The 26,840-nt window shown below is 65.7% G+C and carries 25 protein-coding genes and 1 pseudogene; 14 read left to right on the top strand and 12 right to left on the bottom strand.

Going from position 1 to position 26,840, the window contains the following annotated elements; translation table 11 throughout:
* The first annotated feature begins 15 nt into the window (after positions 1-15).
* The gene (locus tag QX073_RS04695; protein ID WP_316184858.1) at positions 16-630 is read left to right on the top strand and encodes a hypothetical protein; all 615 of its coding nucleotides are present in this window, start codon (positions 16-18) and stop codon (positions 628-630) included.
* 166 nt (positions 631-796) lie between these two features.
* Here the strand turns inward: QX073_RS04695 and QX073_RS04690 are convergent, their stop codons facing one another.
* Both QX073_RS04690 and QX073_RS04685 read right to left on the bottom strand, forming a co-directional pair.
* Entirely contained in the window at positions 797-1,366 is a 570-nt protein-coding gene (locus QX073_RS04690; protein WP_316194119.1) for a GNAT family protein, read from the bottom strand.
* 225 nt (positions 1,367-1,591) lie between these two features.
* A complete protein-coding gene (locus tag QX073_RS04685; RefSeq protein ID WP_316225392.1) occupies positions 1,592-2,482 on the bottom strand; it encodes an SDR family oxidoreductase in 891 nt (296 codons plus the stop codon).
* Between the two features lie 91 nt (positions 2,483-2,573).
* Between QX073_RS04685 and QX073_RS04680 the strand changes: the two genes are divergently transcribed.
* Both QX073_RS04680 and xth read left to right on the top strand, forming a co-directional pair.
* Positions 2,574-3,401: a helix-turn-helix transcriptional regulator gene (locus QX073_RS04680; RefSeq protein ID WP_316225391.1), complete on the top strand. Its 828-nt coding sequence runs from the start codon at positions 2,574-2,576 to the stop codon at positions 3,399-3,401.
* 156 nt (positions 3,402-3,557) lie between these two features.
* Positions 3,558-4,325: pseudogene (gene xth / locus QX073_RS04675) on the top strand (exodeoxyribonuclease III); the annotation flags it as partial.
* 31 nt (positions 4,326-4,356) lie between these two features.
* Here xth and QX073_RS04670 read toward each other — a convergent pair.
* On the bottom strand, positions 4,357-4,860 hold the full coding sequence (locus QX073_RS04670; protein WP_315755755.1) for a hypothetical protein: 504 nt from the start codon (positions 4,858-4,860) through the stop codon (positions 4,357-4,359).
* A 158-nt stretch (positions 4,861-5,018) separates the two neighbouring features.
* Complete coding sequence (locus QX073_RS04665; protein ID WP_316225390.1) at positions 5,019-5,744, bottom strand: alpha/beta hydrolase; 726 nt, start codon at positions 5,742-5,744, stop codon at positions 5,019-5,021.
* A 104-nt stretch (positions 5,745-5,848) separates the two neighbouring features.
* Between QX073_RS04665 and QX073_RS04660 the strand changes: the two genes are divergently transcribed.
* Positions 5,849-6,835, top strand: coding sequence for a helix-turn-helix domain-containing protein (locus tag QX073_RS04660; RefSeq protein ID WP_316194113.1), 987 nt, complete (start codon positions 5,849-5,851; stop codon positions 6,833-6,835).
* A gap of 13 nt (positions 6,836-6,848) precedes the next feature.
* Here QX073_RS04660 and QX073_RS04655 read toward each other — a convergent pair whose 3' ends face one another.
* Entirely contained in the window at positions 6,849-7,142 is a 294-nt protein-coding gene (locus QX073_RS04655; RefSeq protein ID WP_315712445.1) for a GlsB/YeaQ/YmgE family stress response membrane protein, read from the bottom strand.
* Positions 7,143-7,641: 499 nt separating this feature from the next.
* On the opposite strand from QX073_RS04655, the gene QX073_RS04650 reads away from it, so the two are divergent.
* The 5 genes from QX073_RS04650 to QX073_RS04630 all read left to right on the top strand — a co-directional run bounded on the left by QX073_RS04650 (position 7,642) and on the right by QX073_RS04630 (position 15,535).
* Entirely contained in the window at positions 7,642-9,426 is a 1,785-nt protein-coding gene (locus tag QX073_RS04650; protein WP_316225389.1) for an amidohydrolase, read from the top strand.
* 79 nt (positions 9,427-9,505) lie between these two features.
* Complete coding sequence (locus tag QX073_RS04645) at positions 9,506-11,002, top strand: amidase (RefSeq protein WP_316225388.1); 1,497 nt, start codon at positions 9,506-9,508, stop codon at positions 11,000-11,002.
* 95 nt (positions 11,003-11,097) lie between these two features.
* Positions 11,098-11,898: a hypothetical protein gene (locus QX073_RS04640; RefSeq protein ID WP_316173832.1), complete on the top strand. Its 801-nt coding sequence runs from the start codon at positions 11,098-11,100 to the stop codon at positions 11,896-11,898.
* Positions 11,899-12,145: 247 nt separating this feature from the next.
* Positions 12,146-13,957, top strand: a complete 1,812-nt coding sequence (locus QX073_RS04635; protein ID WP_316225387.1) for an amidohydrolase — start codon at positions 12,146-12,148, stop codon at positions 13,955-13,957.
* Between the two features lie 72 nt (positions 13,958-14,029).
* Positions 14,030-15,535: an MFS transporter gene (locus tag QX073_RS04630; RefSeq protein ID WP_316225386.1), complete on the top strand. Its 1,506-nt coding sequence runs from the start codon at positions 14,030-14,032 to the stop codon at positions 15,533-15,535.
* A 14-nt stretch (positions 15,536-15,549) separates the two neighbouring features.
* On the opposite strand, the gene QX073_RS04625 is transcribed toward QX073_RS04630, so the two are convergent.
* Positions 15,550-16,368, bottom strand: a complete 819-nt coding sequence (locus tag QX073_RS04625; RefSeq protein ID WP_316225385.1) for an LssY C-terminal domain-containing protein — start codon at positions 16,366-16,368, stop codon at positions 15,550-15,552.
* 203 nt (positions 16,369-16,571) lie between these two features.
* Positions 16,572-16,859 carry a hypothetical protein gene (locus tag QX073_RS04620; RefSeq protein ID WP_410051858.1) on the bottom strand — a complete coding sequence of 96 codons (288 nt, stop codon included), beginning with the start codon at positions 16,857-16,859 and terminating at the stop codon, positions 16,572-16,574.
* Positions 16,860-17,128: 269 nt separating this feature from the next.
* Here QX073_RS04620 and QX073_RS04615 point away from each other — a divergent pair, with 269 nt between their 5' ends.
* The 5 genes from QX073_RS04615 (at position 17,129) to QX073_RS04595 (ending at position 22,748) form a co-directional block, all read left to right on the top strand.
* A complete protein-coding gene (locus tag QX073_RS04615) occupies positions 17,129-17,854 on the top strand; it encodes a sulfite exporter TauE/SafE family protein (RefSeq protein WP_315712457.1) in 726 nt (241 codons plus the stop codon).
* A 19-nt stretch (positions 17,855-17,873) separates the two neighbouring features.
* Entirely contained in the window at positions 17,874-19,364 is a 1,491-nt protein-coding gene (gene radA, locus QX073_RS04610) for a DNA repair protein RadA (protein ID WP_315712459.1), read from the top strand.
* Positions 19,365-19,539: 175 nt separating this feature from the next.
* Positions 19,540-20,166, top strand: coding sequence for a CvpA family protein (locus QX073_RS04605; RefSeq protein ID WP_315712460.1), 627 nt, complete (start codon positions 19,540-19,542; stop codon positions 20,164-20,166).
* Positions 20,167-20,189: 23 nt separating this feature from the next.
* Positions 20,190-21,722: an amidophosphoribosyltransferase gene (gene purF, locus QX073_RS04600; RefSeq protein ID WP_315712462.1), complete on the top strand. Its 1,533-nt coding sequence runs from the start codon at positions 20,190-20,192 to the stop codon at positions 21,720-21,722.
* A gap of 282 nt (positions 21,723-22,004) precedes the next feature.
* Positions 22,005-22,748, top strand: coding sequence for an SDR family NAD(P)-dependent oxidoreductase (locus tag QX073_RS04595; RefSeq protein WP_316164687.1), 744 nt, complete (start codon positions 22,005-22,007; stop codon positions 22,746-22,748).
* A gap of 42 nt (positions 22,749-22,790) precedes the next feature.
* Here the strand turns inward: QX073_RS04595 and QX073_RS04590 are convergent, their stop codons facing one another.
* From QX073_RS04590 to QX073_RS04570, 5 genes are all read right to left on the bottom strand, one after another.
* Positions 22,791-23,180, bottom strand: coding sequence for a 4Fe-4S binding protein (locus tag QX073_RS04590; RefSeq protein WP_316225384.1), 390 nt, complete (start codon positions 23,178-23,180; stop codon positions 22,791-22,793).
* Positions 23,181-23,205: 25 nt separating this feature from the next.
* Positions 23,206-24,099: a VOC family protein gene (locus QX073_RS04585; RefSeq protein ID WP_316225383.1), complete on the bottom strand. Its 894-nt coding sequence runs from the start codon at positions 24,097-24,099 to the stop codon at positions 23,206-23,208.
* A 159-nt stretch (positions 24,100-24,258) separates the two neighbouring features.
* A complete protein-coding gene (locus tag QX073_RS04580; RefSeq protein WP_315749924.1) occupies positions 24,259-24,555 on the bottom strand; it encodes a hypothetical protein in 297 nt (98 codons plus the stop codon).
* Positions 24,556-24,578: 23 nt separating this feature from the next.
* Positions 24,579-25,820, bottom strand: coding sequence for a patatin-like phospholipase family protein (locus tag QX073_RS04575; RefSeq protein ID WP_316225382.1), 1,242 nt, complete (start codon positions 25,818-25,820; stop codon positions 24,579-24,581).
* Positions 25,817-26,692 carry a DUF3313 family protein gene (locus QX073_RS04570; RefSeq protein WP_316225381.1) on the bottom strand — a complete coding sequence of 292 codons (876 nt, stop codon included), beginning with the start codon at positions 26,690-26,692 and terminating at the stop codon, positions 25,817-25,819. The genes QX073_RS04575 and QX073_RS04570 overlap by 4 nt, the downstream gene beginning before the upstream one ends.
* Between the last annotated feature and the right edge of the window lie 148 nt (positions 26,693-26,840).

The raw sequence follows: 26,840 nt of genomic DNA, 5'->3' as shown, positions 1-26,840 counted from the left end.
GTCGAGGGCACCCATATGCAACGAAAATTGCCATGGCCCGCGGAAGGCTCGAAAGTATGGAGGTCATTAGCAGGGTTTGAAGCCATCCTCGCCACTGGTCTCTATTGGATCTGGCCTTTATCCCTTTCTTTTTATCTTCAGAAAATACCCGTTGCTCGCCGACGCCCCGATATTGCGATCGAGATCTATGTATCAGTTTGCTTGGGACTGACGATTTGGTTCTGGCTTCGACCGATTGAGCTAGTGATCCCATTTTGGCTTACGCCGAGAGAATGGGCAGGCGCCCTTTGCGCTTATTTTTCGACAAGCTCGGTTGTCGCATTGTTGGACGTGGTCTTTCTCTCAAAAGTCTTGGGGAGCGTCGAATCTACGGAGCGATCACTTATCCTATTTATCTGCAACGTCGCTCAGATCATTTTTATGTTTGCTATTTGGTATCAAATTGTCGGAACCAACGTACGCAAGGAAGACGCTCTGTTTTCGTCGATTACGGTTCTTGGCACCCTCGGCTATCCGCCCGGTGCAAACACGGTCGTAGGTTTGCAAATTGCTACGGATCTGCTCCTATTCGCGATCTTCTTATCACACCTCGTTGGACGAGTAGGAATACCGCCCCGAACCAACTCATAGTTAGCCCCAGCACAGTTTGGGACGCCGCCTGTACTGAATTTGCGGCGTCCCTTTCAAGGCTCGAGACAGCAAGCGTAGCCCGGATGAGCGTAGCGACATCCGGAATCACGAGACCGTTGCGGATGTGCCGCGCCATGGGTCCCGCATGTCGTGGCGCTCATCCGGGCTACGCATTGTGCCCCCACCCGCGCGGATCCGTCTTCAGCAACGCATACAGCATGTCGTCGCGCCATTCGCCGCCGACGCGCAGGTGGTCGCGCAACTGGCCCTCGCAGCGGAAGCCGAGCTTTTCGGCCAGTTTGCGCGACGCGGCATTGTCCGGATGGATCAGCGCCTGCGCGCGGTGCAGGCCGAGCTCGCCGAAGCAGAAATCGAGCATCGCAGCGACCGCCTCGGTGGCGATGCCATCGCGCTGCCGGGCAGGATCGACGATGTAGCCGATCGTGACGCGCTTCGCACGCATGTGGCCGTCGTGATAGTTCACCATACCGATGCAGCGGTCGGTCTCGGCCTGTGCCACCGCCCAGAACCGGTAGTAGGACGGCGTGCAATCGATGAACCGGCGGACGGCACGTTCGCTCTCGATCCGTTTGGTGTGAACCGGATGATTCCAGAAGCGCATCGCATCCGGATCGCTGAAGCACCGGTGCATCGCTTCGGTGTCACCGGGATCGAACTGTCGTAGGCGCAGGCGGGCGGTCGAGAGGATCGGGTGCGGGATGGGCTGTTTTGCCATGGCGGGCTCATGCAGGGATGAACCAGACTAGCAGCGATGACGGCAGGAGCGCTACGTTCAGTCGCCTCTCGCCCGAAGGCCCCAATCTCCGCGTCGCCGTCATTGCGGGGCGCGCGGACGACACGGTGCCGGCGTCGTGCCGATCGCATGAGGCCGGTGGCAGTGCACAAGACTCGCGCGCCCCCTGCGCTTGGCTCGTGCACTTCCCGCGGTCGCGGCCGACGCTCACGCCTTGAAATAACCCGGTTGGCCGATGTCGGCGATCAGGCCGATGCCCTCGGGCGTCCAGCCCAGGCGCTGCTGTGTCAGGACGCTGGAGGCCGGCATGTCCAGGCCCGCGAACATCGCCAGTGGACCGTAGTAGTCGCCCGCCTCCTCCTTGCTGATCGACACGACCGGCACGTTCAGCGCGCGGCCGATCACCTCGATGACCTCGCGCATGGGGACGCCCTCCTCGCCGACGGCGTGATAGATCGCGTCTGCAATGCCCTTCTCCAGGGCAAGCCGATACAGGCGGGCGACGTCCGATCGATGCGCCGCGGCCCAGCGCTCGGTGCCTTCGCCGACATAGGCGGCGCGGCCCTTCTGTCGCGCGAGTTCGACGAGATAGGAGATCAGCCCGGCCTTTCCGGGGGCGCCGTGCACCTGCGGCAGGCGGATCGCCATCGCGCGCACGCCACGCGACGCATAGGCGAGACCCGTCTGCTCGGACACGCGCGGGACATGCGCTGACGACTCGCGCCGCATGTCTTCGGTGACCACCACGTTGGCCGCAACGAGCCCCGTTCCGGAGGTGACGATGAACGGCTTGTTCGTACCGGCCAGCACGTCGCCCATGGCTTCGATGGCGGCCTTGTCGATCGCGCCGTTCTCCGCGAATTTCGCGAAGTCGTGGATGAAGGCGAGATGGATGACGGCATCGGCCTCCTTCGCGCCGCGCTTCAGGCTCTCGATGTCCTGCAGCGAGCCGCGATGAACCTGCGCGCCCAGTTGCTCGAGCGTGCTGACGTTCTCGGCGGAGCGCGCGAGGCCGATGACCTGATGCCCGGCGGCGATCAGCTCCCTGGTGGTTTCGGAGCCGATGAATCCGGCGGCGCCGGTGACGAATACGCGCATGAGACACACTCCCTGTTCAGACCGCCGGGATATTGCTAGGCTGCTCATGCGGGTAAAGTCGTGACTTTATACGGGTATAATCGCTAACAGGATGACGGACGCCAACCCTCTCGGGACCTATCTCAGGGATCGCCGCGCCAAGCTCGATCCGACCGCCTTCGGCCTGCCGCTGCAGCGGCGGCGAACGCCGGGGCTTCGGCGCGAAGAGGTGGCGCAGCGCGCCAATGTGAGCGCCACCTGGTACACCTGGCTCGAGCAAGGGCGCGGCGGCGCGCCCTCCGCCGACGTGCTGGACCGCATCGCTCGCGCCATGATGCTGACCGACGCCGAGCGCGAGCATCTGTTCCTGCTCGGTCTCGGCCGGCCACCCGAAGCCCGCTATCACGCGATCGACGGCATCTCACCCCGTCTCCAACGCGTGCTCGACACGCTGGAATACAGTCCCGCCTTCGTTCGCACGGCGACATGGGACATCCTCGCCTGGAACAGGGCGGCTGCGGCTGTCCTCACCGACTACAGCACCCTGCCGGAGGGCCAGCGCAATGTTCTGCGCATGATGTTCCACGACAGCCGTGTCCGCGCAGCACAGCCCAACTGGCAGGCCGTGGCGCGCTATGTGGTCGCGTCCTTCCGCGCCGACGTGGCCCGCGCCGGCGCGGCCCGCAATGTCCAATCGCTGGTCGACGAGCTCTGCGCGACGAGCCCGGAATTCGCGGCGATGTGGCGCGACAACGATGTGCAAGGGCGGCACGGTGACGGCGTGAAGGCTCTGGAGCATCCCGTCGCCGGATCGCTCTCGATAGAATTTTCGGGCTTCGCCGTCGATGGCCGGCCCGACCTCACCATGGTGATCTACAATCCCGCGACGCCGGAGGATGCCGACAAGATCCGTGCGCTGGTGACGTCGCGACCGAAGTAGATGCGTGCGCCTCTCGACTCGCGCCGCCGAGAAGCGCGTGGGTTGCCTGACAGGCCGGGCTTTCGTAGGCAGCCTTGGCTGCATCGACGCTGCCGCGTGAACAAAAAGCCGATTGCGAGCTTGGTCATCCGGACCATCCCCACGGCGACGGGCCTCATGAAGATCGCGACCTTCAACATCAACAATGTCCGGCGGCGGCTCCCCAATCTGCTGCGCTGGCTGCGCGCGGCCAAGCCCGACATCGTCTGCCTGCAGGAGCTGAAATGCACCCAGGCCGATTTCCCCGTCGATGCGATCGCCAAGGCCGGCTATGGCGCGGTGTGGCAGGGTCAGAAGACCTGGAACGGCGTCGCGATCCTTGCGCGCAAGGCCGAGCCGGTGCTGACCCGCACCGCCCTGCCCGGCAATCCCAGAGACGAGGAGGCGCGCTACATCGAGGCCGCGGTGCGCGGCCTCGTCGTCGGCTGCCTCTATTTGCCGAACGGCAATCCGCAGCCGGGGCCGAAATTCGACTATAAGCTCGCCTGGTTCAAACGCCTGCAGAAACACGCGGCTGATTTCATCAAGGACGACCTGCCGGCCGTGCTCGCCGGCGACTACAATGTGGCGCCTGCTACGCTCGACATCTATCCGACGCGATCCTGGGACAAGGACGCGCTGATCCAGCCGAAGAGCCGCGCCGCCTTCAAGGCGCTGGTCGATCAAGGCTGGTGCGACGCGATCCGGATGCTGCATCCGGACGCGCCGATGTTCACGTTCTGGGACTACAAGCGCAACCGCTGGCCGCGCGATGCCGGCCTGCGGCTCGACCACCTGCTGCTGAGCCCGCAACTCGCGCCGCGCCTTGCCAAGGCCGGCGTCGACCGCGCCATTCGCGGCGAGGACGGCGCCAGCGACCACGCACCGGCCTGGATCGTGCTGAAATATTCCGAACTCGCCTGTCCGCGTCGGAGCCTCAGCCGCGGTCGGGCCAGGTCTGCTGCAGATTGGTCGCGCGCTCGGGCAGGCCCTCAGTCAGCACCGCCATGCCGCCGCACACCGGCAGATGCACGACGAGGCTCGCGGCATCCGGCACGTTCGGACGCGGCGTCACGTTCCACAGCATGATCTCCTGGCGCGTGCGGCGGATCTCCTTGAACTCGTAACTATACGTCTCCGAGCCGCGCGGATATTCGCGCCAGAGCTGGCCTTCCTTGCGGAAGCTGCTCTGCGTGCCGTCATAGCGATCGGCATAGGACAGGCAGGCCGGCACGTTCAGCGCTTCGAGCACGGCCGCGCCGACGTTCGACGCCGCGGGAAGGACGCTGTTCACCGCGCCGATCGCGGCGAACACGGTCGTGATCGCGCCGGCGGCCATCGCGAGCCAGCCGGCCTTGGTCGCGGCCGGCCGCGCGGGCGCATTCGCGGCGGACACCTTGGATGCAAGTCCGCGAGGGGACGTCAGATGGAGCTGGGCCATGACGCGTTCTCCGATGGTGCGGCGAGGATGGATGCCCCGCTGGGCTGCATTCATCGGAGATCAGTCTGGCCGATCGCGCTCCCGGCGAATGTGATGCCGATCACAACCTGAAATGATGACCGCCCGGCGCCACACCGGGAGCGTGACGACACGCGCCGTCAATCGCGTCCCGCATCCATGATCGCCTGCGCGAGCCGGCCGGGATCGGAAAAGCACAGCTCATGGCTGCCGGGCAACTGGACCAGCCGGAACAGGCCGAGCTTGCCGGACAGCCGCGGATGCCATGGCAGGCAGTGCGGCAGCGCCGTGTCCTCGGTGCAGTTGATGTAGGATTTCGCGATTGCCATCTCGGCGGGATTGGCGCGCAGCTTGATCTTGTCGGTGAAGGTCTTGTTGGGATGCGGATTGAGCATCTCATAGGTGCGCGTCGCGGTGGCGAGATCGGCGTCGTTGATGAAGGCCTCGCGCCAGACCGGGAACGGCAGCACCACCGAACCGTCGCCGCGCTCCGCAGCGACCGCGTCGAACAGCGCAACATAGTGCGGTGGTACCATGTCGTTGAGGCACTCGCCGTCGTTGGGCACGAACGCATTCCAGTAGACCAGGCGGCGGATGCGCTGAGCGATGCGGTCGGCGACGCCGGTGATGACCATGCCGCCATAGGAGTGCCCCATCAGCACGGCGTCGGTGATGTCGTGCTCGCTGAAGTAGTCGCAGATCGAGGCGATCGCCTCGTCGAGGCCGGTGGTCTTTGCGTCGCCGGGGCGGTTGCCGCGGATGGTCGGCAGATGGACGGTGTGGCCGGCGGATCGAATATGCGCGGCGACCGCCTCGAGCTCGGCGCCGGTATGCCAGGCGCCATGGACCAGGACGTAGGTTGACATGATCACGTTCCTTTGCACGATGGAAGGCGGTGCAAGGACTATGGGCCGGACCGCGCCCGCGGCGCTTGGCTGCAACTGAACCCGATTGGTCTCGGAGTGAACCGATGGGCGCCGAGCCGGAACGGCAGCGGAGCTGGAATACGGCGGCGGTGCGGCCGGAGGAGCAGTTCTCGTATTACCGCGAGGCGATCTGCCAGGCCTTCATGAACTTGACGCCGGAGCCGGCGCGCGGCATCGGATTCGCTGCGGAGGTGCAAAGCATCAGCCTCGGGAGCGGCGCCATCAACCGCGTCAGCTTTCCCGAGCACATCGTACGCCGCTCGCGCACGGACATCGCCGCTTCCACCCAGCGCTGCTTCTATCTCAACCTCAAGCTCGCCGGCCGCTGCACCATCCTGCAGGACGAATGCGATGTCAGCCTGTCCGCCGGTCAGGTCGGCATCTTCGACAGCGATCGCACCTTCGTGCTGCAGCACGATCGCGGGCCGTCGCTCGGCGTGATCTCGTTCCGCGTCCCCGCCGATGCGCTGTGCAGCCGCCTGCCGGCGGAGCCGGACATCGCGCCGACGCGGCTGTCCGACGATCCATGCGTCGGCGCACTGATCGTGGAGACGGCGCGCTCCCTCAACGCCAATGCGCTGCGGCTCGCGCCCGACGATGCGTCGGCGCTGTTCGGCGTGCTGCTCGATCTGGTGGCGCTGAGCCTGGCGCGCCGCGGCCGCCGCGAGCCGCATGCGACCACCTCATTTGCCGATGCGACGACCTTGGCGCTACGCCGCGCCATTCACGAGCGGGTGCGCGAGCCCGGCCTGACGGTGGCGACCATCGCATCTGTCGTCGGGATCAGCGAGCGCTACGTGCACAAGCTGCTGGCCCGCGCCGGCACCAGCTTCTCCGACCTGGTGATGGAGCGCCGGCTCGATGGCGCAGCGCGCGATCTGCGCGATCCCGCCCGATGCGGCCGGGACATCGGCCGCATCGCCTTCGACTGGGGCTTTTCGGATCTGTCGCACTTCACGCGCCGCTTCAAGCAGCGCTTCGGCATGCGCCCGCGCGACTGGCGCGCGGAGACCGCGCGTCACTCCGGCTGACCACCGCCTGCGGTCAGCGCGGACTCCGTTCGCGGGCTGCGCCCCACAACCAGATTGCCGCCAGCAGGACCAGCGAGCCGACGAACGCCGCGACGACATCGCGCAGCGAAATGACGATGCTGCCCATGCCTGGAAACAACCCGAACAGGTTGAACAAGACACCACCGATGAGGGCGCCGACGCATCCCAATCCGATGTTGGTGAGGAGCCCGAAACCGGCTCGGCGGCGCTTCACCAGGATTCCGGCAAGGCCGCCACCAATCAAGCCGACGACGAGCCAAGTCCCTGCATGTGCCAGTGTGAACATTCTTCACTCCGTCGGTCTGCCGTCACCCCTCAGCTGGAGCATCACGGCCAGCAGCAAGATCATGAGAACACATTGCCGAGCGAAGCGAGACCGCCAGTTGCTACACGGAAGCAGCCAGATCAGGGGTCTTGCTCGCAGAGCCACACGAATCGCACGCTTGCAGGTTACATCGATTTCGTTGCCATGAGCTGAACTCCGCACATCGGATGAGTTCGCAACCCAATCGCAAACTGGCGCAGGCCGGCGTCCATGACAAGGTGATGCGGCCCTGCTTGCTTGGCCATTCCGCTTCGGACGTCGCGTACTTCCTCCCGAAATGACAGTCATTCGAATCTAATCGTCTCGAACACGCACGGCTCATGCGAACGCTTCGCACGCGAAGGGCTACGTAGTTCCCCCGAGTTCATTTGATCCGCGGAATCAAGAAGAATGCGTTTCCCGCAGAGCGTGTAAGGGTGAATGCATGTGCATCGCATGCAACTGGGCAAGATTCCGTGGTTTGCTCCAGCTTGATTTTGGCTCCGTCAACGAGGCCGAGCCGTCACGACGCAGGCTCCTGCAGGCAGGCGCGGCGTTCGCCGCAGCCGGCGTTGCCTCGGTGTCCGCTCCGACGAACGCCGAGGCGCGAACCGGCGGCGGCAAGGCCGACATCGTGTTTCGCAACGGCCCGGTCTACACCGTGAACGGCGGCCGGGAATGGGCCCGCGCGGTCGCCGTCAAGCAAAAGCACATCGTCTATGTCGGCGATGACGCGGGCGTCCGGTCCTTCATCGGCCCGAAGACCCGCGTCGTCGATCTCGCCGGCAGGATGCTGCTGCCCGGCTTCGTGGAAGGACACATCCATCCGATAGCGGGCGCTGTCGTGACTCGGGGTGTCGATCTTCAATACGACACAAGGGAGGAGATGCTCGACGCCCTGAAGGCCTATCGCGCCAAGCTGGGCCAGGCCGGCATCGTCCGCGGCTTCGGCTGGCGCTATAATGCTTTTCCGCCGACCGGCCCTCGCAAGGAGGATCTCGATCAGATCTGGCCGGACACGCCCGTCTTTCTCGTCGGGATCGATGGCCATTCCGCCTGGGTCAATTCCAAGACGCTGGCGATTGCCAAGGTGACCAAGGCGACCAAGGATCCGTTGCCCGGCTACAGCTACTTCGAGCGGGACCCGGCCTCGGGAGAGCCGACCGGCTATCTGGTCGAGCCACCGGCGATGTTTCCGGTCCTCAACGCGGTCTCGCCGTTCACGACCGGCTATATTGCGGACTCGCTCGCACAGTGGCTGCCGAAGGCGTCGGCCGCCGGCATCACCAGCGTGTTCGATGCCGGACTGCTCGTTCTGCCCGAGGAGACAGGCTACGAACTCTATCAGGATCTGGAGCGCAAAGGAAAACTGCCGTTCCGTGTGGTCGGATCGACCTACCACAACAATCCGGCGATCGACCCCGTGCCGATCGCGAAGGCCCTGCGTCGACGCTTCAATTCCGAACTGGTGCAGGCGCCCGTTCTCAAGCTCAACATCGACGGCGGCGAAGCCCAACGGACCGCCGCATTGCTGGCCCCCTATAGCGACGATCCGAGCACGAGCGGCGAGACGCTGGTCCCGCCGGAGCAGTTCAAGGACATCATCCGCCGCGCCGACAGGGCGGGCCTCAATATTCACATCCATTCCTACGGTGATCGCGCCAACCGCCTGTCGCTGGACGCGTTCGAAGCCGCGATCAAGGCCAATCCGCCGCGCGATCGCCGGCACACGCTGGCGCATCTCGTATTTGTTTCACCTGACGATCTGCCGCGCTTCGCCAAGCTCGGCGTCACCGCGCAGTTCTCCGCCCAATGGTCGGTGGCGGATGCCTCTTGGCAGGGCGTGATGCGGCCGCGCGTCGGCGCGCGCGCCGAGCAGGCGTTTCGCACCGGCTCGATCCTGCGTCATGGCGCCAACATCTCGCTCGGCACCGATTGGCCGGCCGCCGGCTATTACAGCACCTACAAGCCGCTGGATGCGATCGAGATCGCGGCCACGCGGCGGGAGTTGAACAAGCCGGATCAGCCGGCTTTGGTGCCGCTCGACGAGCGGATCAGCCTCGAAGAGGCGATCCGCGCCGCCACCATGGGCCCGGCCTATCAGCTCGGGCTCGACCAGAAGGTCGGTTCGATCGAGGTCGGCAAGCTCGCCGATCTGATCGTGCTTGAAAGAAACCTTTTCGAAGTCGCCCCGCACGACATCCACAACACAAAGGTGCTGATGACCGTCATGAACGGTCAGGTCAGGCACGAACAGCGAAGCTGACTCCGGCGACGTCTCGGACCGACACCTTCAGGACCACATCGACATACTCAGACCGATTCCCGGACATGCGGAGGCGCATATGATCGACAGAAGAATGCTCATCAAAGGCGCGGGAGCGGCGTTGGTCGCGTCCGAGCTCGGTTTGCCGGCCGCGCGGGCCGAGTCTGCCGATCCGCTCTGCTACGCGTCGGTCGCCGATCTCATCGCCATGTTCCGGGCCCGCAAGGCGTCGCCGGTCGATCTCTTGAAGGCGCAGATCAAGCGGATCGAAGCCTACAACACGAAGGTCAATTGCATCACCTACGAGCATTTCGATCAGGCGCTCAAGGAGGCCAAGCTGTCCGAGGACCGCTATCGGCGCGGCAACCAGAGGCCGCTCGAAGGGATCACGGTAGCCATCAAGGACGAATTCTCCAGGCCGGGCTGGCGGACCACACAGGGCTCGCTCCTCTACAAGGACTCGCCGCCGGCAACGGAAAACTCGGCCATCACCGACTTGCTCGAGGCAGCCGGCGCCGTCATGCCGTTCCAGACGACCGTGCCGGAATTCTACCTCTTCCTCGGCGCGTCCACCCGCGCCTGGGGCACGACACGCAATCCATGGAATCTCGAATACTCTCCGGGCGGGTCGTCGGCGGGATCGGGCGCGGCGCTGGCCGCAGGCTTCACGACGCTCGCCATGGGCTCGGACATGGGCGGCTCGATCCGAATTCCCGCCTCGCAATGCGGTCTCTATGGCTTCAGGCCGCCGTTCGGACGCGTGGCCGGTGGGGAAATCCCGTTCGCGACCTCGGGCCCGATGGCGCGGCGCTTCGACGACCTCGTCCGCCTCCAGAACGCGATCGTCGGTCCGTCCGAGCGGATGATGGCCGCGATGCGCCCTCGCCTCGACTATCCCACCCGTTATCCGCGCCTTTCCGGGTGGCGCATCGCCGTGGATTGGGGCGCCGGCATTGCGGACGTCATACCGTCCGTGAAGGCTGCGATGCTGAGAGGCATCGAGGCTCTGCGCGCCGCGGGTTGCACGGTGGACGAAGTCGATTGCGGCTTCACGAAGGCCCACAAGATGGTCTTCATCCGCGGGCTGATGTCGACGTCCATCGGCACTGCGATCGAGATCTCGAATGCGCATCGCGATCAGCTCTCGCCCTACATGACCGAAATGCTCGACCAGGTCGGCCCGGTCGGACCGCGCCAGGCCGAAGAAGCCGAAGAGCTGCTGCAGCGGCTGCACCGCCAGGTCCAGCAGCGCGTGTTCGGCAAGGGGTACCGCATCCTGCTCATGCCGACCATGGCAACGCCTCTTGTCGGGGCCGACATGTTCAAGAGCAAGGAAAACAAGGTGGACCCGTGGGTGGGCACCGGTCTGGGCTTGGCGCTGACGTGGCACTGGAATCTGCTCAACCGCTATCCGGTCGTCGATGTCCCGCTCGGCTTGGTCGAGGACCGCATGCCCTCGGGCATGCAGGTGATCGGCCAGACCTACACCGATCTCGACACGTTCCAGTTCGCGTCCAACTGGTCTCGTCTCCGGCGGTCCCTGTTCGCGGGCGAGCGTTTTCCGACCTTCACGTGATGCAGCGGGGCCACACGGTGCGGGCGCGAGACAGTGGCTGCAAGAGCGGCGCTTCGACAGCGAGGTCGACAAGGACGCCGAGAGCCTTCCGACACGTGGTTCTGTTGCTCCTGATCTCGGCACTCTGCCATGACTCCGGCGCCCTGGCACAGCAGGCCAAGACGCCGTCGCTCGAAGATCTGGCCAAGGCGGCGCAGAACCCGATCGCGGACACGATCAGCGTCGGCCTTGAGAATATCGCCATGCCGAATACGGGCCCGTACCGGCAGACGGCCGACGTCTTCAAGATCGAGCCGGTCATCCCGTTCCAGCTCAATGCCGACTGGAATCTGGTGACGCGCACGACCATTCCCGGCATCGCCCAGATCCGCTTTTCCCCCGAGCAAGGCCGGATCGGCGGGGTCGGCGACATCAACCAGATCTTCGCGCTCACCCCGTCCCATTCGGGCGCCCTCATCTGGGGTGTCGGCCCGACCTTTTCCTATCCGTCGGCGACCGATCCCGCCCTCGGTTCGGGAAAATGGAGCGCAGGTCCGACCATTGTCGCGCTGACCATGCCGGGTCCATGGGTGCTCGGGGTGCTCGCCAACAACATCTGGTCGTTTGCAGGTCCGAGCGACCGCGCGCCGGTGAACCAGATGATGCTGCAGTACTTCGTGACCTACAACTTCTCCGACGGGTCCTACATCAGCTCGAGTCCCATCATTACGGCGAACTGGCTCGCGAAGGGCAATGATCGCTGGGTCGTCCCGATCGGCGTCGGCGTGGGCAAGCTCTTCATGGTCGATAAGCAGCCGATCAATGCCGAGGTGGGCGCGTACTACAATCTGCTGAAGCCGGACCAGGCATCGCATTGGCAGTTTCGCGCCAGCCTGGCTTTCCTGTTTCCAAAATGACGCTGCTTGGAACGAGCGGCCTCTGTGGCCGTGAGCAGCAATCCGGTCTGCAATCCTGTCTGGAGGCATTCGATTTGAATTTTCACCATCAGCAAGCATCCAGAGCGTCAGTCTGCGTGCGCACGCTCGACGCCTTTGAGGCCGAGTTGATCGCGGTCAATCCTGGCGGGCGCGGAGGAACGTAGTTTAGCGTTCGATCAGGGAATAATGCGGCTCACGCGGAACGCTGGCTTTTCGGAGCAGGACAATGTGCATCGCATGCGGCTCAGCCATCGGTTCGCTGTTCGCGGCGTCGAAGCCGGAGGGCGGCGGACTGACCCGTCGCCAGATGGTTGCAACAACGGCTGCCGCCGCAGCATTCGCGGCCGCTGGCTCGGCTCCGGCCTTCGCCGCCCCCAATCGCACGACCGTGTTTCGCGGCGGGCGCGTCTACACGGTGGAAGACTCGCAGCCCTGGGCGGCGGCCGTCGTCGTCAAGGGCGACAAGATCGTCTATGTCGGCGACGATGCCGGAGCGATGAAGTTTGCCAGACGGGGGGCTGAGGTCATCGACCTCAAGGGCCGCATGCTGATGCCGGGCTTCGTCGAGGCGCATTGGCATCTTTGCACTCTGGCATTTGCCCGCGGCGCCTGGGTCAACGAGGAAGATCCTGAGCGCATCTCCGAGATCCTGCGCGATTACGCCAAGACGCATTCCGACGAGAAGTTCATTCTCGGCTTCGGATGGATCGCGGGCGCGTTTCCCGCCTCGGGTCCCCGCAAGGAACCGCTGGACGCGATCTTCCCTGACCGGCCGGTCCTGCTCGTCAGTTGCGATCTGCACAGCTACTGGGTCAATTCCAAGCTGCTGGAGATGGCCGGCATCACGAAGGACACCCCACGCGACGTCGTGCCCGGCTCCTCCTGGTACGAAAAGGATCCCAATGGCGAGCCGACTGGCTTCATTTCGGAAGTACCCGCGCTGTTCGCGGTACTGAAGACGCTCGAAAAGCACGGCATCGAACCGTTCGGCCTCAAGTCGGCCGCCGCCGCCATCGAGGAATGGCAGCCCAAGCTCGCAGCCGCCGGCATCACCACCCTCTTCGATGCCGGCTTCAGCGCCTGGCCGACCGAGCAGCATCACGGTTTCGACATGCTGGTCGACCTCGAGAGCCGCGGCAAGCTGCTGCAACGCGTGATCGGCAGCCTCTATCACAACGACCCCAACGTCGATCCGCTGCCGATCATTCGGGCCTATCGGAAGCGCTATCGCACTCCGCTGGTCAAGGCCGAGGTGCTCAAGCTGATCGTCGATGGCACCGAGCTGAGCCGCACCGCCTACCTGCTGGATCCCTATGCCGGACGCCAGGATTGGCGCGGCGAACCATTGTTGCCGTCGCCCGTGTTGAATCGAATCCTGCGCGAAGCCCATGCGGAGGGAATCGATACGCACCTTCACGCCGTCGGCGACGCCGCAGTTCGTATGAGCCTGGATGGATACGAAGCCGCGTTCGGCAGGCAGGGCCCCGGCAACCGTCGCCATACCATCTGCCACGCGTTCCTCACCGCGCCCTCGGACATTGCGCGCTTCAGAAAGCTCGGCCTGATTGCGAACACCCAGATCCAGTGGGGCGTGCCGGATACGAGCCAGCGTCGCATCCGCGAGATCTACGGCGAAGAGCGCTGGAGCCGCATGTACAGCTTCAAGACGTTCATCGACCAAGGCGTCACAGTGTCGTTCGGAATGGATGCCCTGGCGACCGGCTCCAAGGTCGTGGTCAAGCCGCTCGAGGCGGTACAGGCCGGCCATACGCGCCAGGAGCCCGGCAAGCCCGACGGCCTGGTCCATCCGCCCGCTGCCGAACGCCTGAGCCTGCCGCAGCTCATCCGAGGCTACACAATCAATGGAGCTTACCAGATGCGCATGGAGGATAAGATCGGCTCCATCAAGGTCGGGAAGCTGGCCGATCTGATCGTGCTGGAGAAGAACCTGTTCGATGTCGGGCCGCACGAGATCGGCAAGGTGAACGTTCAGCTGACGATGATGAACGGCCGGATCACGCATCGCGACAGACTCTGAATGGGAATGAGGACGGTGCACGAGATGGCGAATGCACGGACTGAACAGAATTTTGCGCCGGCGGATTCGCCGATGTCGAAACGTAATCGCTGGCTGATCCTCCTGACCGTCTCCAGCGCGCTGGCGCTCGTCGTCATCGACATGACGGTGCTCTATACCGCGCTGCCCAGCCTGACCCATGAGCTCGGAGCAACCGCTTCGGAGAAATTGTGGATCGTCATGGCCTACGGGCTCGTCGTCGCCGGTCTGCTTCCGGGCTTCGGCTCACTCGGCGATCGCGTCGGGCACAAGAGGACATTCGTCGCCGGCCTCATCGTCTTCGGACTGGCCTCGGTCGTCGCCGCCTATTCGCCGACCGCCACGATCCTGGTTGGCGGACGCGTCCTGCTCGCGATCGGCGCCGCGCTGATGATGCCGGCGACGCTGTCGATCATTCGCATCACCTTCTCCGATGACCACGAACGGGCGCTCGCCATCGCGATCTGGGGAGCCGTTGCGTCCAGCGGGGCGGCAGTCGGCCCGTTGGTCGGCGGTGTCCTGCTGGAATATTTCTGGTGGGGCTCGGTCTTTCTGATCAACGTGCCGCTCGTCGTCCTGGCGCTGGTCGCCGGCCTGCTGCTGATTCCTGCACCGGCCGATCGTGCTGAGCGCGACTGGGACCTCCTCGGTTCAGTGCAGGTGATGGCCGGGCTGATCGGCTTCGCCTACGTCGTCGAGGAGCTCGGCAGTCGCCAGTCTTCCTATGTCGTCCTTGGCGGCACGGCTGTCGCGACGGTCATCATGTTGACGGTGTTCGTACGCCGTCAATTGCGTCTCGAGGATCCTTTGCTCGACTTCACCCTGTTCCGAAACGTCGAGTTCACGCTCAGCGTGATCACCGCGATCGTGGCTTCACTTGCCATTGCGGGGACGGAGCTCGCGATCAGCCAGCGCCTGCAACTCGTCCTCGGCTACTCGCCGCTGCAGGCGGCATTGTACATCCTGCCGGCCCCGCTCGGTGCATTCATCGGCGGGCCGCTCGCGAGCCTCATGCTCCGTCGCGTGGGCGCCGCCACCACGATGTCCGGCGCGCTGTTGATCGCCGGCATCGGCGCGGCCGGCTACCTGCTCTGCTACAACGCCAATCTGGCCCTGCAATTGGTCTGCATCGCGATCAACGGGCTCGGGCTCGGAGCATCCATTGCCGCCGCCTCCAACTCCGTGATGAATCACGCGCCTGAAGGCCGCGAAGGCATGGCCGCGTCGATCGAGGAGGTGTCGTTCGAGCTCGGCGGCACGATCGGCATCAGCATTTTCGGGAGCATCCTGTCCGGAGTCTATACGGCGTTCATGGTTCTGCCCGACGGCCTCGGCATTCCCGCCGTTGCGCGCGACAGCATCGACGAGGCGCTGATCGCTGCCGAGCGGCTGCCAACCGAAGTCGCTGCCATCGTCACCTCGCACGCTCACCGCGCCTTCGATCAGGCGTTCCTGACGGTCGTCTGCGTGGCGATGGTCGTCCTGCTCGGCACCGCCTTCCTGGTCCGGCCCCGAGCAGAGCGAACGACATCGAAAGAGGCTCGTCAGCATGTCCATTAGACAGACGACGGCAATCATGTGCCGTCGTCCGTGGTGGAGACCAACATGCTCGCCAACGCAATGTCACCGTCCGTCACGTAGTGATTGACCCGCTCAGGGAGGCTCTGACCGGCTTTGTACAGCTCCACGATCTCGATCGATCGTGTCCTGATCAGTTCGGCCATGATGTAGTCCCGCTCGGCGTTGACATCCGGATCGGTGGCGTGCGTGACCTGAAACGTCAATCGAGTAAACGATAGGCCGGTGTCCTTCGTGCCGGCTCCGACCCACAGAGCGGATTCATCGACCGCCGGCCGATCGGCGTTGGACCAGAAATCGCCTGCATTCCAGGTTTGCTCTGCGTGTGCCAGGCCAACAGCCCAGAACCTGACGTGATGGCGCTGTCGCGGGCTGTTGCCGATGGCTTTCTGAAAGCCGATATCCTGGCCGCGTCCGAACAGATAGAGCGTGCTGAACGGAGCGGTGGGGTAAGGCGTATCGAGGACGAAGCCGCGGATCATGGCCCAAGAGCTCGTCAGGCCCAATCGGTCCGCTTCAGACCACCCCACCGCAGCAAAGCTTGCGCGAAGCTGTTGGAGCGTCCCGACCAGGGCGAGATTGACGGGGTCGCCGGGCAATCCATCACCCGTGATCGTGTAGCTGGGCACTCGCCGCTTCTGAAGAATCCTGAGACTCAACCGGATCACGCGTGGCAGAACGACATAGGCCGCGAACGCGTAGCTGACGCCGACTGCGACAATCCAAGGCAGCCTGCGGTTCGCGGTCTCGAACACCACGAAGACGATCAGCCAGACCGTGAAGATCCCCAGCCCGGCGACCAGCACGCGTTGCATGAGGCGTATGAGCAGTCGCACTGGATCGGTCCGGCGAAAGGAGTGAACAGCAGTCGGTGCTTTCGGGAAGGTGTCCGATCTTCATCGCGATGGCAACACCGCACCTGGACGCATGAAACCGCCCGGTCGGCGGCGTTTCGACCAGCTCATCCGCGCCCGGTTGCTCGACATACGCAGTCCAACGCAATCGGACTGCGCGGGGCTTACGCCGACAGCCGCTCGGCGTTGGCCGCGACATAATCCCGATAGAGATCGACGACCGCCGCCGGGCTGGCGCCGGCCATCAGCTTCGCCGTCGCCTCCAGGGCTGCGGCGAGCTTTTCGCTGACCATCAGCTCCGCCTCCTCGCCCGCATCGGCTTCGCCGCGCGCGAATTTTTCCAGCCGGAGTCGGATGACCTCGCCGGCTTCCATGGCCAGCATCGCGGCCGTGAACCAGGGGAACTCCGCCTCGGCGGTTGCCGTCATGGACGGCCGCATCTGCAAGGACATTGGCGTTTTGCTCATCGTCATCGTCCGAGAACATCGGCGGACGTGCGAGGAATACGCTTCAACTTTTAATGATGCGGACGCACAATCATCGCCGATTTCGAGTCGGCTCGAACCACCCGTTAACCACCTGGGCCCTGCTTCTCTCATCCGTCATTGCGAGGAGCGAAGCGACGAAGCAATGCAGAGTCATGCGCGCGACTCTGGATTGCTTCGCTTCGCTCGCAATGACGGGGAGAGATCTTGCCCGCCATCACGAAGGCGCGAAAATCTTGGGCTTCCTCTTCGTTCTCGCGGTCGGCCTCGTGGCCGGCACCTTGTCCGGCATCGTCGGCACCGGCTCGTCGATCATGCTGATGCCGGTGCTGGCCTACGAGTACGGCCCGAAGGAGGCCGTGCCGATCATGGCGGTCGCTGCGGTCATGGCGAACCTGTCGCGCATCCTGGCGTGGTGGCGCGAGGTCGACTGGCGCGCCTGCGCGGCCTATTCGGTCACCGGCATTCCGGCCGCCGCACTCGGCGCGCGCACCTTGCTGATCCTGCCGTCGCAGGCGGTCGATATCACGATCGGGCTGTTCCTGATGGCGATGGTACCGGTACGGCATTGGCTGACGCGGCACGACCTCAAGGCCAACCTCTGGCATCTCGCGCTCGGCGGCGCGATCATCGGTTTCCTCACCGGCATCGTGGTCTCGACCGGACCGCTGAGCGTGCCGCTGTTCCTGTTCTATGGCCTGTCGAAAGGCGCCTTCCTCGCCACCGAGGCCGCGAGCTCGCTCGGGCTCTATGTCTCGAAATCCATCACCTTCCAGCGCTTCGGCGCGCTGACGCCTGACATTCTGCTCAAGGGTCTGATCGCCGGCGGCTCGCTGATGGCTGGCGCCTTCGTCGCCAAGCGCTTCGTGCTGCACATGAAGCCCGATGTGTTCCGCGTGGTGATGGATGGCATCATGCTGGCCGCGGGCCTAAGTATGTTATGGAACGCCACCCACTCCTGACCGCACCGATTCTCACCTCATGGCCAAGACCACGCTCTCCTTCGTCTGCCAGAACTGCGGCGCGGCCTATTCGCGCTGGCAGGGCAAGTGCGAGGCCTGCGGCGAGTGGAACACCTTGGCCGAGGAAGACACGACGGGCGCGACCTCCGCGCCGGTCTCGCTGCGCTCCAAGCGCAAGGGCCGCACGTTCCAGTTGGAATCGCTGACCGGCAAGACCATCGACGCGCCGCGACTGTCGTCGGGCATGACCGAGCTCGACCGCGTCACCGGCGGCGGCTTCGTTCGCGGCTCGGTGCTCTTGGTCGGCGGCGATCCCGGCATCGGCAAATCGACGTTGCTGACCCAGGCGACCTCGATGCTGGCGCGCGCCGGCCATCGCGCGGTCTACATTTCCGGCGAGGAAGCTGTCGCCCAGGTGCGGCTGCGCGCCGAGCGCCTCGGGCTTGCGGATGCGCCGGTACAACTGGCGGCTGAGACGTCGGTCGAGGACATCATCGCGACCCTGTCCGAAGGCGGCGTGCCGCGACTGATCGTGATCGACTCGATCCAGACGATGTGGACCGACACCGTCGAATCGGCGCCGGGCACGGTGACGCAAGTGCGCGCCTCGGCGCAGAAGCTGATCAGGTTCGCCAAGAAATCCGGCGCCGCGATCATCCTGGTCGGCCACGTCACCAAGGACGGCCAGATCGCCGGGCCCCGCGTCGTCGAACACATGGTCGACGCGGTGCTGTCGTTCGAGGGCGAGGGCTCGCAGCAGTTCCGCATCCTGCGCGCGGTCAAGAACCGGTTCGGCCCGACCGACGAGATCGGCGTGTTCGAAATGACCGGATTGGGTCTGCGCGAGGTCACCAACCCCTCCGAGCTGTTCCTGTCCGAGCGCGATCTCGGCAGCCCCGGCACCGCGGTCTTTGCCGGGATCGAGGGCACGCGCCCCGTGCTGGTCGAAATCCAGGCCCTCGTGGCGCCGACCTCGCTCGGCACGCCGCGCCGCGCCGTGGTCGGCTGGGATCCGAGCCGGCTGTCGATGGTGCTGGCCGTGCTGGAGGCGCATTGCGGCGTCAAGCTGTCGGGCCACGACGTCTATCTCAACGTCGCCGGCGGCCTGCGCATCAACGAGCCTGCGGCGGATCTCGCCGCGGCCGCGGCTCTGGTCTCCTCGCTGGTCAACGCTCCGCTGCCGCCCGATGCGGTCTATTTCGGCGAAATCTCGCTGTCGGGCGCGGTCCGACCGGTGGCGCAGACCTCGGCTCGGCTGAAGGAGGCTGCCAAGCTCGGCTTCGGCCGCGTGGTACTGCCGGAGCGCGCCCGCGGCGAGGCCGGCGGCGACGCCGGGCTCAGCCTCAATACCGTCGGCGGATTGACCAGCCTGGTGGCCGACATCGCCGCGCGCGGCACGCCTCGTGCCCGACACGACAGCAGCCGCGAAGACGGCGACCAGGGCCGCCGCGGCCCCAGCCATGCCGAAAAAAATGCCACACCAGCGAGATTCCGCCGCCAGGACGGCTAGCCGGACCGTGACGTTCGCGTGACTCGCCGCTATACAACGCCGCAACCGGTCGCCCACACGGGATCGTGCAGCCGTCCGGACTTGCCGGGGAACCTCGCTGTCCTCCTCCCGGAGGGGGCGGTCCTCCGTCGATTCGAAGCGAACCTTGGACCTGTGAAGCGGACCTGAGCAGCCGATGCCGATAACGATCCTCGATCTCATCCTGCTCGGCGTGATGCTGGTGTCGGGGCTGCTCGCGATGGTCCGGGGCTTCATGCGCGAGGTGCTGTCGATCGCAGCCTGGGGCGCGGCCGCCCTGGTCACGCTTTATTCATTCTCCAAGCTGCTGCCGACCGCCAAGACCTATTTCAACAACGATACCGTCGCGAGCGTGGTCGTCGTCGCCGGTACTTTCGTGGGCACCCTGCTGATCGTCTCGGTGATCACGGTCAAAATCTCCGACATGATTCTCGATTCGCGCATCGGCGCGCTCGACCGCACCCTCGGATTCCTGTTCGGACTGGGCCGCGGCCTGCTGATCGTGGTCGTCGCCTTCCTGTTCTTCAGCTGGCTGGTGCCGGACAAGCAGCGCCCGGACTGGGTCACCGGTGCCAAATCCCGCGTGGTCCTGCAGGGAACCGGGGATTGGCTGATGTCGCTCTTGCCTGATGATCCCGAGAACACCATTTTAAAGAAATTCAAGAAGAACAAGCCGGACGACGACCAGACTGACACCGAGTCGCCCGGAGCGGGCGGCGATGGGTATAGCAAGCCTGCCCGCGACAGCTTGAAGAAGCTGATCGAGAAACCCGCGGCCAAGTGAGCTCAGCCCAGAAGAGAGGCGCGATGGACCTGCACCACGATTCTTCCGGCGAAGCCCAAGCGGATACTCACGCGGATCTGGACTTCGGACCTCAAGCCTACCTCAGAGACCCAGACCTTGACGGAGACACGCTGCGCGAAGAGTGCGGCGTGTTCGGCATTTATGGGCACAATGATGCCGCCGCGATCACCGCGCTCGGCCTGCACGCGCTCCAGCATCGCGGCCAGGAAGCCGCCGGCATCGTCTCCTATGACGGCACGCGCTTCCACAGCGAGCGCCGCCTGGGCCTCGTCGGCGACACCTTCTCCCGCCGCGAGGTGATCGAGCGCCTGCCCGGCAATGCCGCGATCGGCCATGTCCGCTACGCCACCACCGGCGCCACGATCCTGCGCAACGTGCAGCCGCTGTTCGCCGAGCTCAATGCCGGCGGCTTCGCTGTCGGCCACAACGGCAACCTCACCAACGGGCTCACGCTCCGCCGCGAGCTGGTGCGCGCCGGCGCCATCATGCAGTCGACCACCGACACCGAGGTGATCCTGCATCTAGTCGCGCATTCCCGCCGCACCAATTTCATCGACCGCTTCATCGAGGCGCTGCGCGCGCTCGAAGGCGCCTACTCGCTGGTCTGCATGACCAACAAGAAGCTGATCGGCGCCCGCGATCCCCTCGGCATCCGCCCGCTGGTGTATGGCGAGCTCGAGGGCTGCCCGATCCTGGCCTCGGAGACCTGCGCGCTCGACATGATCGGCGCACGCTACATCCGCGACATCGAGCCGGGCGAGGTCGTGATCTTCGATGAAAACGGCGCCCACAGCCACAAGCCGTTCCCGCCGAAGCCGGCGCGTCCCTGCGTCTTCGAATACATCTACTTCGCCCGGCCCGACTCAGTGGTCGGCGGCCGCTCGGTCTACGAGGTCCGCAAGGCATTCGGCGCGCAGCTCGCGCGCGAGAGCCATCCCGACGTCGACGTCGTCGTGCCGGTGCCTGATTCCGGCGTGCCGGCGGCGATCGGCTACAGCCAGCATTCGGGCGTGCCGTTCGAGCTCGGCATCATCCGCAATCACTATGTCGGCCGCACCTTCATCCAGCCGACGCAGGCGATCCGCGAATCCGGCGTGCGCATGAAGCACTCGGCCAACCGCGCCGCGATCGAAGGCAAGCGCATCATCCTGATCGACGACTCGCTGGTGCGCGGTACCACCTCGCGCAAGATCGTGCGCATGATGCGCGACGCCGGCGCCACGGAGGTGCATTTCCGCCTCGCCTCGCCGCCGATCCTCTACCCCGACTATTACGGCATCGACCTGCCGGACCGTGGCGGCCTCTTGGCGGCGACGCATTCGCTCGAGGAGATGCGCGAGCTGATCGGCGCCGACTCGCTGGCGTTCCTGTCGATCGACGGCATGTACCGCGCCATGGGCGAACCGGCCCGCGACCCCGCCGCGCCGAAATACGCCGACCACTGCTTCACCGGCAGCTATCCGACCCACCTCACCGACCAGTCGCTGGTCGAGCCGACCCAGCAGCAGTTGTCGCTCCTGGCCGAGGCGAGCTGAGGCTCTCTCCCCACACCGTCATTCCGGGGCGATGCGCAGCATCGAACCCGGAATCTCGAAATTGTTTTGTGCGCCTGACCTCTAGATTCCGGGTTCGAGGCCTAACGGCCTCGCCCCGGAATGACGGCGTTCGATCGGCCGTCGTCCCGGCACATGCCGGAGGCCCTGACCACCGGCCGTCGTTTGTCGGGCAGGACTAGCCACAGCCACCCAACTCCATCATAACCGCCGCGGAATATGGATCCCGGCGTTCGCCGGGACGACGGCTGAGAGATGATCGTGATGACCCTTCCCCTCGCCAATCGTATTGCCCTCGTCACCGGCGCCTCGCGCGGCATCGGCCATGCGACCGCCCGCGCGCTCGCGCGCGCCGGTGCGCATGTCGTCGCCGTCGCCCGCACCCAGGGCGGGCTGGAGGAACTCGACGACGAGATCCGGAAAGAGACCGGCAGCGGCGCCACCCTGGTGCCGCTCAGCATGACCGACAGCGACGGCATCGCCCGGCTCGGCGCCGCGCTGCATGAGCGCCATGGCAAGCTCGACATCCTCGTCGGCAATGCCGCCGTGCCCGGCCCCTCCTCACCGCTCGGCCATATCGACCTCAAGCCGTGGAACGACGTCGTCGCGGTCAACCTCACCGCCAACTTCCAGCTGATCCGCTGCATGGAGCCGCTGCTGAAGGCCTCCGACGCCGGCCGCGCGGTGTTCCTCACCTCAGGCGCCGCTCACAAGGCGCAGGCCTATCTCGGCCCCTACGCCGTCACCAAGGCGGCGCTGGAGACCCTGGCTCGGGTATGGGCGCACGAGACCGAGCGCACGCCGCTGCGCGTCAACCTGTTCAGCCCGGGCCCGATCCGCACCCGCATGCGCGCCACGGTGTTCCCAGGTGAAGACCCGATGACGCTCGAGACGCCCGAGCAGGTCGCCGAATTGATCGTGCCGATGTGCCTGCCGTCGTGGACCGAGACCGGCAAGCTCTACGAGTACAAGACCCGCGCGCTGAAGAGCTTTCAGCCACCGGCGTAGACTATCGCGTCGACGGCACCAGGGCGGTCGCAGGCTCCACTCCTACGTCGCGCTGTCACCCGCCGCGACCTCCACGAGATCGATGGCGCGCTCCGGGCAAGCCACCACGCACAGGCCGCAGGCAAGGCAGAGATAGCTCTTCGGCGTGTAGGCCGTCTTCATGCCGTGAAAGCGCACGCGCATCCTGCCGAGGAAGGACAGCGCGCGGAAATCGTCGCCGCTGATCGGCGCAACGTCGAACACGTTGTAGGGGCACACCTCGACGCAGTCGCCCTTGGCCTCGCATCGGGTGCGGTCGACGACCGGCACGAAGCTGCCCGGCTCGGCCTTGCAGCCGGCGCCCGGACGTTTCGGATGCTGCGCGGCCTTGCGCACCTTGGCAGCCTTGGTGCGCTTCGAGAGCGGTGGTGTCGGCTCGGTCTGGTCGGTCACGCTGTCGGCTCCATGGGCGGATGAATCAGGGTTCGGCGGTCAGCATCAGCGCGGTGCCGGCGGGATCGCGCAGCACGTACTGATCGCCCCGCACGATCACCTCGTCACAGCCGCGCAGCGCGGCGTCGAGGCGCGCGCGGGTGTCGAAGCGGATCGAGAAGCCGCGCAGCCGCGCCACGCCTGCGGGTGCTGGCGGCGCATCGATCCCCTGCCAGACGTTCAATGCGATACGGTGGGTGTAGGCGCCGCCGGCGCCGAGATCGGCAAACCCCAGCTGTGGCGCGAATGCGCCGGGCAGGAAGCCAAGCCGGGTGTAGAACGTGCGCGCAGCCTCGATGCGCGGGACGTGCAGATGCAGATGGCCGATCCGCGCGGCGTCGGCGAGCGGCGCCGACAGCGGCGGTCCTTTCGCCTGCGCCAGCTCGTGGCGCACGTCGAGCGGGCTCCTGCCACTGCAGGGCCGGCCTTCGGCATCGAACACGGTGAAATCAGTCTCGAACGTGCCGTAGCCGCCGAACCGCTCCGGCGTCTCCAGCGTGAACTCGATGCCGAGCCCGTCAGGATCGTTGAGATAGATCGCCTTGGACATCACGTGATCGACCGGCGAGATCGGCGTGCGGCTGGCGATCAGCCGGCGCAGCATCCGCGAGAATTCCGCCTGGTCGGGCACATGGATGGCGATATGATAGAGGCCGGAGAAGCCGCGCAGCGCCGGGCGTTTCGCACCGGGATGCAGCACCACGAGCGTCTCGCCCGCCGTGCCGAGCTCGGCCGCGCCGTTGCGCTTGCGCAGGCGCAGACCTGCGGTCTCGCACCAGAAATCGATCGCGCGCTCGAGATGCGTGACCTCCAGATGCACCGGCCCGAAGGTCGCGATCTCGCCGGATGCGCCGGTTCGCGGCAAGGTCAGATGGTCCATCTGCGATCTCCGATTGGTCCGTCGTTGCGGCCGCGCCCGATGCGGCGGGGCCACGTTAGACGGCCGACGCGTCCTGATCGCCGGGCGCCCCGTTGAGGCTCGCATTCTCCGGGGTGAATGATCCGGGCCGGACAGCGCCGCTCCGCCCGCGGCCGGCGCCTATCTCGGTCCGGCAGGATCTGCCGCGGCGGGTTTGGCGGCTGCCGACTTGCCCGCAGCCGCCTTCGCCACAGCCGGCGCCTGGCGATCGCGCACCGCCATCAGCTCCTTACGCAGCTTCTCCTGCTGCTCGACCGACAACACCGGACGCTGGTCGTCATGCGGCACGTCGTTGACGGGGAGATAGTTGTAGGTGTTGTGGAACTGCGTGGTGGCGTCGGGCGGCGGCGTGGACGACGTCGCGCAGCCGCCGAGCAGCAATGGTATCAGCAGCACGGCGCGCGCAGCGGAGCTCACGACAGACCTGCAGCTTCGCCAGATCATCGCGCGGCAGCCGCCATCGTGCGCGCCGGGATCTGCGCGGTGATGCCGTGCTCGTTGGCTTGCAGGCCCGGCAGGCTCTTCACCCAGGGATAGCCGCGGCGGCCCATGTCGTGGCCGCGATCGAACAGCGCGGTCATGTAGCTGCGGTCGAACGGCCCATCGGCCTTGGCCTGGAAATCGGCCGGCACGCTGGCGAGGTTGAAGTCGATGCCGTTGAACTTCGCCACCGAGTAGATGCGGTAGATGTCGCCGATGCCCTGGTTCTTGATCAGGGTGGAGAGCGAGCGCTGCGTCACCGAGAGCACGTCGGCACCGACGCTGTCCCATTGCGGATCGATGCGGGCGTTGCGGATGACGTAGAGATGCGCGCCGCTCACGCTCCGGCGCGGGCCGCGGCCGGAGACGAGGCGCAGCACCGACGGACCGATGAACACCTGCCGCGTCACGCCGCCGTCGACATGCAGCTCGTCGTAGTCCTTGTCGCCGATCCGCACCTTGATGCGAACCGGAGCGAAGGCGCCCGGCACGGTCGCGGACGCCAGCAGCACCTGGCGGAACAGCGCGATCGCCTCGGGCGTATCGGCGGCTGCGATGCGGCCCATGTCCCACAGCACCGGGCGCTGCGCATCGAGATTGGTGGTGCCGACCAGCAGCACCCTGCCCTTGCTGCTCTCGCGCGCGACGTCGCGGAGAAACTCGCGATCGACATACTTCTCGATCAGCCGCGACAGCGGCGTGTTGTCGGCCAGCGCCGAGCCCTGCAGCAGGCCGGGAATGTTGACCGTGAAGATGTCCTTGCGCTCATAGGCGGTGAAGATCTCGCGCAGCTTGTCATCATGCTCGCGCCCCAGGAAGACGAACGGCGCGATCAGCGCGCCGGAGCTGACGCCCGTCACCATGTCGAACGACGGCCGGTTGCCGGCCTCGCCCCAGCCGGCCAGCAGCCCGGCGCCGAACGCGCCGTTCTCGGCGCCACCGGAGATCGCGAGGAAATTCAGCGGACGCGAGATCGGGAGTTCGGCCGACGCGCGTGACATCGCGGCCTCGGCAAAGCGCGGCGCCGGCTCGTCACCCCAGTAGCGGACTTTGCGGAAGCCGACCGGGTCGGCGCTGACAGCCGCCGCCTCCGGCAACGCGTTGCGTGGCATGACGGCTGCGCACGCCGCCAGCAGCAGCGACGCGGCGCACGCGAGCAGGACACGCGGGACAAGCACGCGGAAGGAGGCGGCGGACTTCATCGCGACGCTTGCTGCTCCACGCTTGCGATCTCCGGCGACGGCTGCGGCGCGTCCGGCCTGGCTTCCTCGGCGCCCTTGTCGGTCCAGCCCGGCGGCAGGCCCAGACCGGCACCGACGAAGCCCTTCAGGCCGGGGAAACGTCCGTACTGCTCACATGCGGCATATTTGGGAGCGGCGCCGAGCTTGGCCGGCACGCTCGACACCGAAGGCAGCGAGGTCAGCGACGGGACGCCTCCGAACGGCGACTCGCCGGTCGACACCAGCTTCGCGAAGTCGGCGCCGAATTCGGAAGCGAGGTCGTAGGCGTCGCCGTCATTGGCCATGCGGGCAGTCGAGACCGAGTTGGCGCCGCGCGCCCACACCATTGCGGCCTTCTGGAACCCGGCGAAGTCGCGCGCCTCGGCCTCGACGGACAGCGTGCCAAGCCCGACCGGCAGCCGCGGCACCGGCACCGGGACGCCCGGCAGCGCGACGCTCTTGGCGATGGACGCCGCCTGCGAGGCGGCCGAGGCGGTCGCGTTGGTCGCCGTGGCATGGGTGACGGTCGCCTTGACCGTCAGATCGGCCTCCTCACGGGGTCCGACGATCTGGAATCGCTCGCTGAGCCGCAGGCACATTTCCCGGCTGATGACGTTGGCCACCAGCTTGCGCTCGCTCTCGTCGAGGGCGATGTCGGGACGCGGCGGAAACGCGGTCGGCTCGATCCGGATCGTCTTGGCCTCGAGCAGCTCCTTCTTGTTGGCCTTGATCTGCGCGCGCGTCACCAGGCCGTTGGCGTCGGCGAGATGATCGTAGTTCTTGAGCGAGCCGGCCCGCTCGAGCGGGGCGGTGGCGCAGCCGGCCGTTGCCAGCGCCAGGGAAACCAGGGTCATCGACTTCAGCGGAGCGAGACGCATCGAAACGGCCAGACCCATTGATAGACAACTCACTCTAATTAAGTCTCACAAGCCGTAGCGCTTGTCCAACTAAACTAGATCAAATTCTCTAGATTAGAGCGGCGAGAAATATTATTTTATATTA

The organism is Bradyrhizobium sp. SZCCHNS3052 (assembly GCF_032484495.1).
Classification (GTDB): domain Bacteria; phylum Pseudomonadota; class Alphaproteobacteria; order Rhizobiales; family Xanthobacteraceae; genus Bradyrhizobium.
The sequence above is the reverse complement of the archived record's forward strand: the minus strand, read 5'-3'. Positions and strand labels throughout refer to the sequence as shown.